At 69.8% G+C, this 13,125-nt stretch carries 10 protein-coding genes and 1 riboswitch; of the genes, 4 read left to right on the forward strand and 6 right to left on the reverse strand.

Annotated features, from left to right (window positions below):
* Nucleotides 1-122 precede the first annotated feature (122 nt).
* From OG410_RS27550 to OG410_RS27575, 6 genes are all read right to left on the reverse strand, one after another.
* Nucleotides 123-1,157 carry a ribonucleotide-diphosphate reductase subunit beta gene (locus OG410_RS27550; RefSeq protein ID WP_328448413.1) on the reverse strand — a complete coding sequence of 345 codons (1,035 nt, stop codon included), beginning with the start codon at nucleotides 1,155-1,157 and terminating at the stop codon, nucleotides 123-125.
* The gene (locus tag OG410_RS27555) at nucleotides 1,157-3,538 is read right to left on the reverse strand and encodes a ribonucleoside-diphosphate reductase subunit alpha (protein ID WP_329301587.1); all 2,382 of its coding nucleotides are present in this window, start codon (nucleotides 3,536-3,538) and stop codon (nucleotides 1,157-1,159) included. Before OG410_RS27555 ends, OG410_RS27550 begins: the two co-directional genes overlap by 1 nt.
* Nucleotides 3,539-3,674: 136 nt before the next feature.
* Nucleotides 3,675-3,823, reverse strand: a riboswitch (cobalamin riboswitch).
* Between the two features lie 52 nt (nucleotides 3,824-3,875).
* Nucleotides 3,876-4,397 carry a GNAT family N-acetyltransferase gene (locus tag OG410_RS27560; protein WP_329301588.1) on the reverse strand — a complete coding sequence of 174 codons (522 nt, stop codon included), beginning with the start codon at nucleotides 4,395-4,397 and terminating at the stop codon, nucleotides 3,876-3,878.
* Between the two features lie 130 nt (nucleotides 4,398-4,527).
* Nucleotides 4,528-6,138, reverse strand: a complete 1,611-nt coding sequence (gene mctP / locus OG410_RS27565) for a monocarboxylate uptake permease MctP (protein WP_329301589.1) — start codon at nucleotides 6,136-6,138, stop codon at nucleotides 4,528-4,530.
* Nucleotides 6,135-6,398 (reverse strand): DUF3311 domain-containing protein, encoded by a 264-nt coding sequence (locus OG410_RS27570; RefSeq protein ID WP_329301590.1) that lies wholly within the window; start codon nucleotides 6,396-6,398, stop codon nucleotides 6,135-6,137. The genes mctP and OG410_RS27570 overlap by 4 nt, the downstream gene beginning before the upstream one ends.
* Nucleotides 6,399-6,650: 252 nt before the next feature.
* Nucleotides 6,651-7,415: a GntR family transcriptional regulator gene (locus OG410_RS27575; RefSeq protein WP_326785595.1), complete on the reverse strand. Its 765-nt coding sequence runs from the start codon at nucleotides 7,413-7,415 to the stop codon at nucleotides 6,651-6,653.
* A gap of 437 nt (nucleotides 7,416-7,852) precedes the next feature.
* On the opposite strand from OG410_RS27575, the gene OG410_RS27580 reads away from it, so the two are divergent.
* From OG410_RS27580 to OG410_RS27595, 4 genes are all read left to right on the forward strand, one after another.
* The gene (locus tag OG410_RS27580) at nucleotides 7,853-9,136 is read left to right on the forward strand and encodes an extracellular solute-binding protein (RefSeq protein WP_329301591.1); all 1,284 of its coding nucleotides are present in this window, start codon (nucleotides 7,853-7,855) and stop codon (nucleotides 9,134-9,136) included.
* Nucleotides 9,137-9,281: 145 nt separating this feature from the next.
* Complete coding sequence (locus tag OG410_RS27585) at nucleotides 9,282-10,268, forward strand: carbohydrate ABC transporter permease (protein WP_329301592.1); 987 nt, start codon at nucleotides 9,282-9,284, stop codon at nucleotides 10,266-10,268.
* Entirely contained in the window at nucleotides 10,265-11,140 is an 876-nt protein-coding gene (locus tag OG410_RS27590) for a carbohydrate ABC transporter permease (RefSeq protein WP_329301593.1), read from the forward strand. Before OG410_RS27585 ends, OG410_RS27590 begins: the two co-directional genes overlap by 4 nt.
* Nucleotides 11,141-11,149: 9 nt before the next feature.
* Nucleotides 11,150-12,874, forward strand: a complete 1,725-nt coding sequence (locus OG410_RS27595; RefSeq protein ID WP_329301594.1) for a glycoside hydrolase family 3 protein — start codon at nucleotides 11,150-11,152, stop codon at nucleotides 12,872-12,874.
* The last annotated feature ends 251 nt before the right edge of the window (nucleotides 12,875-13,125 follow it).

Here is a 13,125-nt window from a genome sequence, read left to right on the forward strand (position 1 = left end):
GGATCAGGATCCATCCCGGCGTGCGACAGGGCCCCGGCCGCCATCGCGGCCGGGGCCCTGTCAGCTGTCACCCGGCCGCTGCGGCGGCGCCGGCCACGACCGGGCCGGCGGAGGGCGGACGGTCAGAAGTCCTCGTCGAAGTCGACGGTGCCCTCCACCGCGACCTGGTACGCGGACGGCCGGCGCTCGAAGAAGTTCGTCAGCTCCTGGACACCCTGGAGCTCCATGAAGGAGAACGGGTTCTCCGAGCCGTACACCGGCGCGAAGCCCAGCCGCTGAAGGCGCTGGTCCGCCACGCACTCCAGGTACTGCCGCATCGAGTCGGTGTTCATGCCCGGCAGACCCTCGCCGCACAGGTCGCGGCCGAACTGCAGCTCCGCCTCGACGGCCTCGCGCAGCATGTCGGTCACCTGCTCCTGGAGCCGGTCGTCGAAGAGCTCCGGCTCCTCCTTGCGGACGGTGTCGACGACCTCGAAGGCGAAGCTCATGTGCATCGTCTCGTCACGGAACACCCAGTTGGTGCCCGTCGCCAGACCGTGCAGCAGACCCCGGCTGCGGAACCAGTAGACGTACGCGAAGGCCCCGTAGAAGAAGAGTCCCTCGATGCACGCGGCGAAGCAGATCAGGTTCAGCAGGAAGCGGCGGCGGTCGGCCTTGCTCTCCAGCCGGTCCAGCTTCTCCACCGAGTCCATCCACTTGAAGCAGAACTGCGCCTTCTCGCGGATGGAGGGGATGCTCTCGACGGCCGCGAAGGCCGCGGTGCGGTCCTCGGGGTCGGGCAGGTAGGTGTCGAGCAGCGTCAGATAGAACTGGACGTGCACGGCCTCCTCGAAGAGCTGCCGGCTCAGGTAGAGCCGCGCCTCGGGGGAGTTGATGTGCTTGTACAGCGTCAGCACGAGGTTGTTCGACACGATCGAGTCGCCCGTCGCGAAGAACGCGACCAGCCGGCCGATCATGTGCTGCTCACCCGGCGTCAGCTTCGCGAGGTCGGCGACGTCCGAGTGGAGGTCGACCTCCTCGACGGTCCAGGTGTTCTTGATCGCGTCCCGGTAGCGCTCGTAGAAGTCCGGGTAGCGCATGGGACGCAGGGTCAGTTCGAAGCCCGGGTCGAGCAGGTTTTTCTCGGACGCGGCCTTCTCGGTGGTGGTGTCGCTCATTACTGGCAGGCCTCGCAGGACTCGGGGTTTTCCAGAGAGCAGGCGACGGCGTCGGGGTCGGCGACCTGCTGGACGGGGATGGTCTTCTCGGGCTGCGCCTGTGCCTGGGCCGCGCGGGCGATGCGCGTCGCCGGGCGGGACCGCAGGTAGTACGTCGTCTTCAGTCCCGACTTCCAGGCGTAGGAGTACATCGAGGAGAGCTTGCCGATGGTCGGCGTCTCCAGGAACAGGTTCAGCGACTGGGCCTGGTCCAGGAACGGGGTCCGGGCGGCGGCCATGTCGATCAGGCCGCGCTGCGGGATCTCCCACGCCGTGCGGTACAGGTCGCGGACGTCCTGCGGGACCCAGGTGAAGCCCTGCACCGAGCCGCTGGACTCGCGCAGCGCCTCACGGGTCTGCGCGTCCCACACGCCGAGCTTCTTCAGCTCGGCCACCAGGTAGGAGTTGACCTGGAGGAACTCGCCGGAGAGCGTCTCGCGCTTGAACAGGTTCGACACCTGCGGCTCGATGCACTCGTACACGCCCGCGATGGACGCGATGGTCGCGGTCGGCGCGATGGCCAGGAGCAGCGAGTTGCGCATGCCGACCTCGGCGATCCGCTGCCGCAGGGCCGCCCAGCGCTCCGGCCAGTTCAGCTCGACGTCGAAGTGGTCCGGGTGCAGGACGCCACGGGCGGTACGGGTCTTCTCCCAGGCGGGGAGCGGGCCGTTGCGCTCGGCGAGGTCGGCGGACGCCTCGTAGGAGGCGAGCATGATGCGCTCGGCGATCCGGGTGGACAGCGCGCGGGCCTCGGGCGAGTCGAAGGGCAGCCGCAGCTTGAAGAAGACGTCCTGGAGACCCATCGCGCCGAGGCCGACCGGACGCCACTTGGCGTTGGAGCGGCCCGCCTGCTCGGTCGGGTAGAAGTTGATGTCCACGACACGGTCGAGGAAGGTGACCGCGGTGCGCACGGTCTCGTCGAGGCGCTCCCAGTCGATGTCGTCACCGACGACGAACGCGCCCAGGTTGACCGAGCCCAGGTTGCAGACCGCCGTCTCCCCGTCGTCCGTGACCTCCAGGATCTCGGTGCACAGGTTCGAGGAGTGGACGGTGTGGCCCGGCTCCGCCGTCTGGTTGGCGGTGCGGTTGGCGGCGTCCTTGAAGGTCATCCAGCCGTTGCCGGTCTGCGCGAGGGTGCGCATCATGCGGCCGTACAGGTCGCGGGCCGGGATGGTCTTCCTGGCGAGGCCCGCCTCCTCGGCCTTGCGGTACGCGGCGTCGAACTCGTCGCCCCACAGGTCGACCAGCTCCGGCACGTCGGCGGGGGAGAACAGCGACCAGACGCCGTCCTCGTTCACCCGGCGCATGAACTCGTCCGGGATCCAGTGCGCGAGGTTCAGGTTGTGCGTACGCCGGGCGTCCTCACCGGTGTTGTCGCGCAGCTCCAGGAACTCCTCGATGTCGGAGTGCCAGGTCTCCAGGTACACCGCGGCCGCGCCCTTGCGCCGGCCGCCCTGGTTCACCGCGGCGACCGAGGCGTCGAGCGTCTTGAGGAACGGCACGATGCCGTTGGAGTGCCCGTTGGTGCCGCGGATCAGCGAACCGCGCGACCGGATACGGGAGTAGGACAGTCCGATGCCGCCCGCGTGCTTCGACAGGCGTGCCACCTGGTGGTACCGGTCGTAGATGGAGTCCAGCTCGTCCAGCGGGGAGTCCAGGAGGTAGCAGGACGACATCTGCGGGTGCCGCGTACCGGAGTTGAAGAGCGTGGGGGAGGAGGGGAGGTAGTCCAGGCGGCTCATGAGCCGGTAGAGCGCGGCGACTTCGTCCACGGAACGGGCCGTGTCGTCCTCGGCGAGGCCGGAGGCCACCCGGAGCATGAAGTGCTGGGGCGTCTCGACGACCTTGCGGGTGATGGGGTGCCGGAGCAGATAGCGGCTGTGCAGCGTGCGCAGCCCGAAGTAGCCGAAACGGTCGTCGCCCTCGGAGTCGGTCAGCGCGTCGAGACGGGCCGTGTGCAGCCGGACGAACTCGGCGGTGCGGTCGGCGATCAGGCCCTCGCGGTGGCCGACGGCGACCGACTCGCAGAAGGTCGTGACGCCCTGGGAGGCGGCCTCCTCGGTGATGGTGATCGCCAGCAGACGGGCGGCCAGCCGGGAGTAGACGGGATCCTCGGAGATGAGACCCGCGGCCGCCTCGGTGGCCAGTTCGCGCAGCTCGGCCTCGTCGGCGCGGGCGGACCGGCCGCGCAGCGCCGCGGCGGCGACCCGGCCGGGGTCGGCGTCGGGGAGGTCGGCGGTGAGATCGGTCAGGGTCCGCAGCAGCGCGGTTCCGGGACCGTCGGTCTCCACCCGGGCCTGCTGCGCGGTCACTGAAGCCGGATCGGCTGGCGCGATGGTCACGTGGGGATCTCCCTCGCTCGGCACGGGGCCTTGCGGGCAGGAGCGGGGCACACGGGAGCGCTTCAGGGCAGCAGCGCACCACGCGTCCACCAGCCCATTCCGCGAGGCCCGGACGTCGTCGGCACCCGGGCCGGACGGCCGGGGCGCGCTGTCGGCAGGTCCTCGGACTGACACGAGAGCGGGCCCGCACACACGCGAACACGCACAAGTACACCGTTGCGGGACAGTTCCGGATTCGCACCGAATTCCCCTGCGGCGACAGCGACCATGAGCATACATCTTGTGCCGGGCTTCGGGACTGCCCCCACATCTTGTGTCCGCTTGGTGCCGAAGAGCGCTACGGAGTGTGTCGGAGCGTCAACTCGTAAGTGAGCAGCCGGATGTCGTCGAGCTCCGGAAGCGGGTTCCAGTCGCGGTCGGGCGTGCGGGTGAAGCCCACGCGCTCGTAGACGCGGTGGGCGCTGTGCATGCTGCCCTGGGTGGACAGCACCACGCGCGTACAGCCGCCCTCCAGAGCCCGTGCCCGTCCGACGCAGGCGCGCACGAGGGCCTCACCGGCACCCCGGCCGCGCGCCTCCCGGGTGACCGCGAGCATCCGGATCTCGGCCTCCCCGGCGCGCGCGAAGTCGGCCATGGGGCTGCCGTCCGTCACGAAGGTCACACTGCCGAGCACCCGCTCCCCTTCCACGGCGACCAGCACTTCGGAGACGGCCGCGCGCCCCGCGACGTCCCGCAGCTTTCCGAGGTACGGGTCGCTCCCCCCGAAGTCGAGCAGTCCGTCGCCGAGATAGGCATCGGCCGTGATCTCGGCCACCGTGGGGTACTCCTCGGGCCGCGCGGGCCGGATGACGATGTCCATGCGGGTGAGTGTGCCCGACCGGCACGGCGACGGGCCGCCGGTTTTTCACCGGCGGCCCGTCTTCCCGGCTGTCGCCGGGACCTGCCCCGTGACCCCGCGCGGCCGCGGCCAGGACAGTCCTCCGGATCTCCTAGTGGCTCGCGTCCGCCGTGGCCGGCGGGAGCTCCGTCTCGACGCCCGCGTCGCCCGCGTCGGCCGTGTAGTCGCCGGGCGAGGTCTCGTCCACGCCCTCCGGGGCCTTGAGCGCCCTGAGGGCGAAGGTCAGGACGACGGCCACGGCCACGTTCAGGACGAACGCCGTCAGGCCGATGTAGCCGATCTCCCCGATCCCGGGGATCTCCTTCGAGCTGCCGCCGAAGTGCTTCTGGGTCGGGGAGGCCACTCCGTAGGCGGCGATCGTGCCGTAGAGCATGCCGACCGCCCAGCCGCCCAGCAGCGCCCAGCGGTGGAACCAGCGGGTGAACAGCCCGCCGACCAGGGAGGGGAAGGTCTGCAGGATCCAGATGCCGCCCAGCAGCTGGAAGTTGATCGCGACGGTCTTGTCCATGGTCAGGACGAAGACCAGCGCGCCGACCTTCACCAGGAGCGAGACCAGCTTGGAGACCCGGGTCTCCTGCCGCGGGGTCGCGGCCGGGTTGATGAAGTCCCTGTAGATGTTGCGGGTGAAGAGATTCGCGGCCGCGATCGACATGATGGCCGCCGGGACGAGCGCGCCGATCCCGATGGCGGCGAAGGCGACGCCCGCGAACCAGTCGGGGAACATGTTCTCGAAGAGCTGGGGGATGGCGAGCTGGCCGTTGGTGACCTTGACGCCGGCCGCGATCGCCATGAACCCGAGCAGGGCGAGCAGGCCCAGCATCAGCGAGTACAGCGGCAGGATCGTCGTGTTGCGGCGGATCACCTCCCGGCTGCGGCCGGACAGGGTCGCCGTGACCGAGTGCGGATACATGAACAGCGCGAGGGCCGAGCCGAGCGCGAGGGTGGCGTACGTCCACTGGCCCGCCTCGGCGGGGACGAGCCCCCCGGCGCCCGCGGCCGTGTACTTGTCGCTCGCCGCCTTGAAGATCTCGTCGAAGCCGCCCAGCTTGATCGGGATGTAGATGACGGCCACCGCGATCACGATGTAGATCAGGGCGTCCTTCACGAACGCGATCAGAGCGGGGGCCCGCAGACCCGAGGAGTAGGTGTACGCGGCCAGCACGCCGAAGGCGATGAGGAGCGGCAGGTCCTTGACGAACCAGTTGGTGCTGTCGCCGCCGCCCACGCCCATCACGTCCAGGACGGCCTGGATGCCGACGAGCTGGAGCGCGATGTACGGCATGGTGGCCAGGATGCCGGTGACGGCCACGGCGAGGGACAGGCCCTTGGAGCCGAAGCGGCCGCGCACGAAGTCCGAGGTCGTCACATAGCCGTGCCGGTGGGAGACCGACCACAGGCGGGGCAGGAAGGTGAAGATCAGCGGATAGACCAGGATCGTGTACGGCACGGCGAAGAAGCCGGCCGCGCCCGCCGCGTAGATCGCCGCGGGCACCGCGACGAAGGTGTACGCCGTGTAGAGGTCGCCGCCGAGCAGGAACCAGGTCACCCAGGTGCCGAAGGACCGTCCGCCCAGGCCCCACTCGTCGAGGGTGTGCTCGTCGGCGGCTCTGCGCCAGCGCGCGGCCAGGAAGCCCAGGACCGTGACGGCCAGGAAGAAGAAGAGGAAGACGCCGAGGGCGACGCCGTTCACACCGTCCTTCATGCCTCCGCACCTCCCTTCGCCGAGGTACGGGCCCGCTGGTCACGTCGCCAGAGCTGGTACGCGACCACCGTCAGCAGCGTGGAAAGGGGTACCCACAGCAGCTGGTACCAGTAGAAGAACGGGATGCCGATGAACGCCGGGTCGGTCTTCGTGTAGGAGCCGACCCACAGCATCGCCCCGAAGGGCGCGAGCAGACAGAGGGCGATCACCACACGTACCGGTGTCACCACTGGTGGTTTCACTTCGGGCAGGTCTGACATAGGGCGGCTCCGTCCCCTCATCGATCACCTGAGCAACGCGCAGGCAATCTAGGGGATGGTTCCGCTCTAGGGAACCCCTGCTCGGACGGCGGGTGCGGAGGGTTCGTGTCGGAGCGCACGGCGCCTTCGGCGGGCGCGGAACCCCTGGGGCCGGTACGGCGCCTGACGGTCCGTCCGGGCCCGCCGGGCCGGGCGGCGCAACGCGCGGGTACGGGAGCGTGCGCCCCGTACCCGCGGGTTACGCCATATGGCTCAGTCCTGCGGGCGCTTGAGGCGGGCGACGAACTTGTACCGGTCGCCCCGGTACACCGACCGCACCCATTCCACCGGCTCGCCCTGCCGGTCGATCGAGTGGCGGGAGAGCATCAGCATGGGCAGGCCCACATCGGTGCCCAGCAGCCCGGCCTCGCGCGGGGTCGCCAGCGAGGTCTCGATGGTCTCCTCGGCCTCGGCGAGATGGACGTCGTACACCTCGGCCAGCGCGGTGTAGAGAGAGGTGTACTTGACCAGCGACCTGCGCAGGGCGGGGAAACGCTTGGCGGAGAGATGGGTGGTCTCGATGGCCATGGGTTCGCCGCTCGCGAGGCGCAGCCGCTCGATGCGCAGCACCCGGCCCCCGGCGGTGATGTCGAGCAGGCCGGCGAGGGCGTCGTCCGCGGTGATGTAGCCGATGTCCAGCAGCTGCGAGGTCGGTTCGAGACCCTGGGCCCGCATGTCCTCGGTGTACGAGGTCAGTTGGAGCGCCTGGGAGACCTTCGGCTTGGCGACGAAGGTGCCCTTGCCCTGGATGCGTTCGAGACGCCCCTCGACGACCAGCTCCTGAAGGGCCTGCCGCACCGTGGTGCGCGAGGTGTCGAACTCGGCGGCGAGGGTCCGCTCCGGCGGTACCGGCGTACCGGGCGGCAGCGTCTCCGTCATGTCGAGGAGGTGCTTCTTGAGACGGTAGTACTTGGGCACACGCGCGGTACGGATGGGCGCCCCACCCTCGTTCTCCGCACTGCTGACGTCGGTGCTCATGCTCTGCCTTCCCGGCTCCGGATGCCGAAGCGGCCGCCATGTCGTCGGCCACGCCTCACATCGTGGCACGGCTTGTTGCGCGCGTGTTCCCCGCACGCTCCGTGATCCCCTCTATATACCGTCGGCGTACCTGTTGGTCTAGTCCATCGCGCGCAGGCGGTGTCGTCGAACTCGGCGCGGGCTGACCGGGGATGGTTCCTTCGCAGGCCGCGAACGGGTCCGTAATTTGTGCCGCTTGGCTACTTAAAGGTTCTTGCATATGTAGGTCCCATAACGGCCGACTGGACGGGCTTACACACCCTTGACACCCCCCTAGGTCTAGGCCAAGCTCCCGGTACTGGTCTACACCATTGGTCCAGTCCCGGCCCCACGGGCGGTACACGGCGTATGTCACCGCGGGGAGCAGGGGGGTTTGTGGCATCCCTGAGGAGGGTGGCGTGAAGCGCAAGCTGATAGCCGCGATCGGTATCGCGGGCATGATGTTCTCCGTCGCGGCGTGCGGCAACGACGACAAGTCCGGGGGGTCGGACAAGGGTGCGGACGCCAAGGAGCTGACGGTCTGGCTCACGGTCGACGCGCAGAACAACTGGCCCGACCTGGTCAAGCAGGCCGACACGGCGATCGAGGCGAAGCACCCCGGCATCAAGATCAAGCACGAGTACTACGGCTGGCCGGACAAGAACACCAAGCTCGACGCGGTCCTCGCCACCGACAAGGCGCCGGACGTGGTCGAGATGGGCAACACCGAGATGCTCGGCTACATGGTCAAGGGCGCCTTCGCTCCCCTCGACGCCTCGAAGTTCGAGAACTCGGACGCCTGGCTGGACGGCCTCAAGGAGTCCGTGACCTACGACGGCAAGACCTATGGCGTGCCGTACTACGCCGGTGGCCGCGTCGGCAACTGGCGCAAGGACGTCGCCGCCTCGGCCGGAGTGAAGTCCACGCCGAAGACGTACGCGGAGCTCACCTCCGACCTGGACAAGATCCAGAAGAAGCAGGGCGCCAAGTTCAGCGCCTGGTACCAGCCCACCCGCGACTGGTACGCGGCCATGTCCTTCGTCTACGACGCCGGCGGCTCCATCGCGAAGGAGGAGGGCGGCACGTGGAAGGCCAACCTCTCCTCGCCCGAGTCGGTCAAGGGCCTCAACGAGTTCAAGACCATCGTCGACAAGTACATGCACGGCGACAAGACCAAGGACGAGTCCGACCGTTACATCGTCTACGGCCAGGGCAAGTCCGGCATGATCTTCGGTGCCGCCTGGGAGGGCGCGACCGCCGAGGACCCGAAGAGCGACAAGACCGGCAAGCTCAAGGGCAACCTCGAGAACTTCGTGATGCCCGGCCCGTCCGGCAAGAACCTCCCGGTCTTCCTGGGCGGCTCCGACCTTGCCGTCCCGGTGAAGTCGAAGGCGCAGGCCGTCGCCGCCGAGTGGATCAACGCGTTCACCGGCGCCAAGGGCCAGAAGTACCTGATGGGCAAGGGCAACCTGCCCAACAACAAGACCGACCTGGTCAGCCTGCAGAGCGACCCGGCGACGGCCGTTCCGGCCACCGCGGCCGAGTCCAGCTGGTTCGTCCCGATGGCACCGGGCTGGGGCCAGGTCGAGAAGGCCCAGGTCCTGCAGACCATGCTGCAGAACATCGGCACCGGCAAGAAGTCGGTCGCGGACGCCGCGAAGGAAGCGGACACCGCGATCGACAAGGTCATCAACACCAAGTGACCTGAGAGCAGGGCCCCGTCGGTCCTCCGTCACGGAGGGGCGGGGCCCTGCCTCCCGTACGGCCCGGCCGGGGTCTCACCCCCTGACGCCCGGCCGTGCGGGCCTTCGCTTTCGTACGACCTGAGGGACCGCTGAGGAGCGCGCGATGAGTGCCGCAGACACGACCACCCCTGCCAAGGTGCCGCCGCCGCGGCAGGCACCACCACCGGCCGTCGCGAAGGCGCCACGCGCCAGGCGGACCTCGGGTGCGGCGGCGGCCCCCTGGGCCCTGCTCGCCCCGTGCCTGCTGATCCTCGCGCTCGTCCTCGGCTATCCGCTGGTGCGCCTGGTCACGCTCTCCTTCCAGAAGTTCGGCCAGTCCCAGCTCTGGGGCTTCCAGCCGGCCGAGTCGGTCGGCTTCGACAACTTCGAGGGCGTGCTCTCGGACAGCGAGTTCTGGGCGGTGGTCGTCCGGACCGTCCTGTTCGCCGGCGGGGCCGTCGTCTTCACCATGGTCATCGGCATGCTGATCGCGCTGCTCCTCCAGCGGGTGTCCGGCTGGGTGAAGACGCTGATCAACATCGTGCTGGTGGCGAGCTGGGGCATGCCCATCATCGTGGCCACCACCGTCTTCAAGTGGCTCTTCGACTCCGACTACGGCGTCTTCAACGCGCTGCTCAGCAGGCTGCCCGGCGTCGACATGGTCGGCCACAACTGGTTCGCCAGCGGGACGCAGGGCCTGAGCGTGATCATGCTCCTGGTCGTCTGGGGCGCGGTGCCCTTCGTGGTCATCACGCTCAGCGCCGGACTCACCCAGGTCCCCGCCGAGCTGGAGGAGGCCGCACGGCTCGACGGCGCGGGTGCCTGGGGCGTCTTCCGCCATGTCACGCTGCCGATCCTCAAGCCGATCATCGTCATGCTGACGACCCTCTCCGTCATCTGGGACATGGGCGTCTTCCCGCAGGTCTTCGTCATGCGGGGCGGCCACCCGGAGGCGGAGTTCCAGTTGCTCACCACGTACTCGTACGACCGCGCCTTCGTCGTCAACGACTACGCGCAGGGATCGGCGATCGCGGTGCTGACCGTGCTGCTGCTCCTGGGCGTGGTCGCCGTGTACATGCGTCAGATGCTGCAGATCGGAGAGGTCGAATGAGTGCCGTCGCCACGTCCGGGCGTACGTCCGCCACGGGGCGGAAGTCCTCCCGGCCCCGCAAGTCCAAGCTCGGCTGGAACCTGCTCGGCCTGGTCGTCTTCCTCACCGCGGGCTTCCCCGTCTACTGGATGCTCAACACGGCGATCAAGCCGGCCAAGGACGCCATCGACCCCGATCCGAGCCTGCTCCCCACCGGGTTCACGCTCGACAACTTCCGCCGAGCGCTGGACATCGCCGACTTCTGGGGCCCGGTGGGCCGCAGCCTGATCGTCTCCGTCTCGGTGGTCGTGGTCGGCATCGTGGTCGGGATGCTGGCCGCTCTGGCCATCTCCCGCTTCGCCTTCCGCGGCCGCAAGATCGTGATCGTCGGCATCCTCGCGGTCCAGATGGTTCCGCTCGTCGCCATGATCATCCCGGTCTTCCTGCTGCTGAACGACCTGCACCAGTACGACAAGCTCTCCGGTCTGATCCTCACGTACCTGACCTTCATCCTCCCCTTCACGGTGTGGACGCTGCGCGGCTTCATCGTCAACATCCCGAAGGAGCTGGAGGAGGCGGCGATGGTCGACGGATGCAGCCGCACGAGCGCCTTCATCCGCGTGGTCTTCCCGCTGCTGGCCCCCGGCATGGTCGCGACGTCCGTCTACGCCTTCATCCAGGCCTGGAACGAATACCTCTACGCCCTCATGCTGCTGAGCCAGCAGAACCAGACCGCCACGGTCTGGCTCGGCAACTTCACCACCAAGCACGGCACCGAGTACGCCCCGATGATGGCCGGATCCACCATGATGGCCGTGCCGATCGTCGTCCTGTTCCTCCTTGTCCAGCGCAAGATGGCCGCGGGTCTGACCGCGGGCGCCGTGAAGGGATAACGCCTCCCGATGACGACATTCGCCAGTGGTACAGACACCCTGACGCGCGACGCCCTCACCGTGCTCCAGCCCGGTTTCACCGGGACCACGGCCCCGGACTGGCTGCTGCGCCGTCTCGGTGAAGGCCTCGCCTCCGTCGGCCTGTTCGGCCGCAACATCGCCTCGCCCGATCAACTGGCGGCACTGACCGCCCAGTTGCGCGTCGAACGGGACGACGTCCTCGTCGCCATCGACGAGGAGGGCGGTGACGTCACCCGTCTGGAGGTGCGCACCGGCTCGTCCTTCCCGGGCAACCACGCGCTGGGCGCCGTCGACGACGTGGCGCTCACCGAGGCGGTCGCCCTCGAACTCGGCCGCAGACTGGCCGCGTGCGGGGTGAACCTCAACTGGGCCCCGTCCGCCGACGTGAACTCCAACCCGGCCAACCCGGTCATCGGCGTACGGTCCTTCGGGGCCGACACCGGCCTGGTGGCCCGGCACACGGCCGCCTACGTCAGGGGCCTCCAGGCCGCGGGCGTGGCCGCCTGCACCAAGCACTTCCCGGGCCACGGGGACACCGCGGTGGACTCCCACCACGCCCTGCCGCGCATCGACGTGGACCTGTCGGTCCTCCAGTCCCGCGAACTCGTCCCCTTCCGGGCCGCCATCGCCGCGGGCAGCCGTGCCGTGATGAGCGCGCACATCCTCGTCCCGGCGCTGGACCCGGACCGCCCGGCCACCCTCTCCCGCCGCATCCTCACGGGCCTGCTGCGCGAGGAGCTCGGCTACGAGGGCCTCATCGTCACCGACGGCATGGAGATGCAGGCCATCGCGGCGACGTACGGCATCGAGCGGGGCAGTGTGCTGGCCATCGCGGCCGGTGCGGACGCCATCTGCGTCGGCGGCGGGCTGGCGGACGACGACACCGTGCGCCGGCTGCGCGACGCCCTGGTCTCCGCCGTCCGGTCCGGCGAGCTCCCCGAGGAACGCCTCGCGGACGCGGCGAACCGGGTGCGGGCGCTGGCCGAGTGGACGGCCGTGACCGCCGCCGCCCGGAAGGCCTCCCCGGCCGCCTCCGGCCCGGCGGCCGGCTCTCCCACGAATGGCTTGAACAGCTCGAACGGATCGAACAGCTCGGGCGGTACGGGTGGTGCGAGCGGTACGGGTGGCGTGAACGGTACCGGTGGTACGGATGTCACCGGTCGTGCGAACGGTACAGCGGGTACAGGCGGTACGGGCAGTCCCGACGGAACCGGCGGGTCGCACGGAGCGGGCAGGCCGGACGGAGCCGGCGGCGGTACGGCCCGGACCGCCGATGTGGGCCTGGTCGCCGCCCGGCGCGCGCTGACCGTGACCCGCTCCGCGTCGTACACCCCGCTCACCGAGGCTCCCTACGTCGCAGCGCTCACCCCGGTCGCGAACATCGCCGTCGGCGACGAGACCCCCTGGGGCGTGGCGGCGGAACTGGCCCGGCTGCTTCCCGGCACCGAGACCGGCAGCTTCACCGGTGAGGACGCGGGCTCCTCGGCGCTCGCGGCCGCCGCCGGGCGGCCCCTCGTCGCGGTGGTCCGCGACGAGCACCGTCACCCCTGGATGACGGCGGCCCTCGACACCCTGCTCGCCTCCCGCCCCGACACCGTCGTGGTCGAGATGGGCGTCCCCCAGTCGGCTCCCCGGGGAGCCCTGCACATCGCCACCCACGGCGCGGCACGGGTGTGCGGCCGCGCGGCGGCGGAGGTCATCGCGGGCGCGTAGCGCCCCGGGCCCCGGGCCTGTCTTCCGGGCCCCGGGCCTGTCTTCCGGGCCCCGGGCCTGTCTTCCGGGCCCCGGGCCTGTCTTCCGGGCCCCGGGCCTGGCCTCCGGGCCCCGGCCTCGGGACTCAGCCCTGGCCCTGGGCCTGGCCCCGGTGTCGGCCCCCGGGCTTCCGGGCCCTGGCCCCGGGGCGCACCGGGCCACCACGCACAACGTGCCGGGCACTCCCTCGGGAGTGCCCGGCACCGTTCTGT

Source organism: Streptomyces sp. NBC_00659 (genome assembly GCF_036226925.1).
GTDB lineage: Bacteria > Actinomycetota > Actinomycetes > Streptomycetales > Streptomycetaceae > Streptomyces.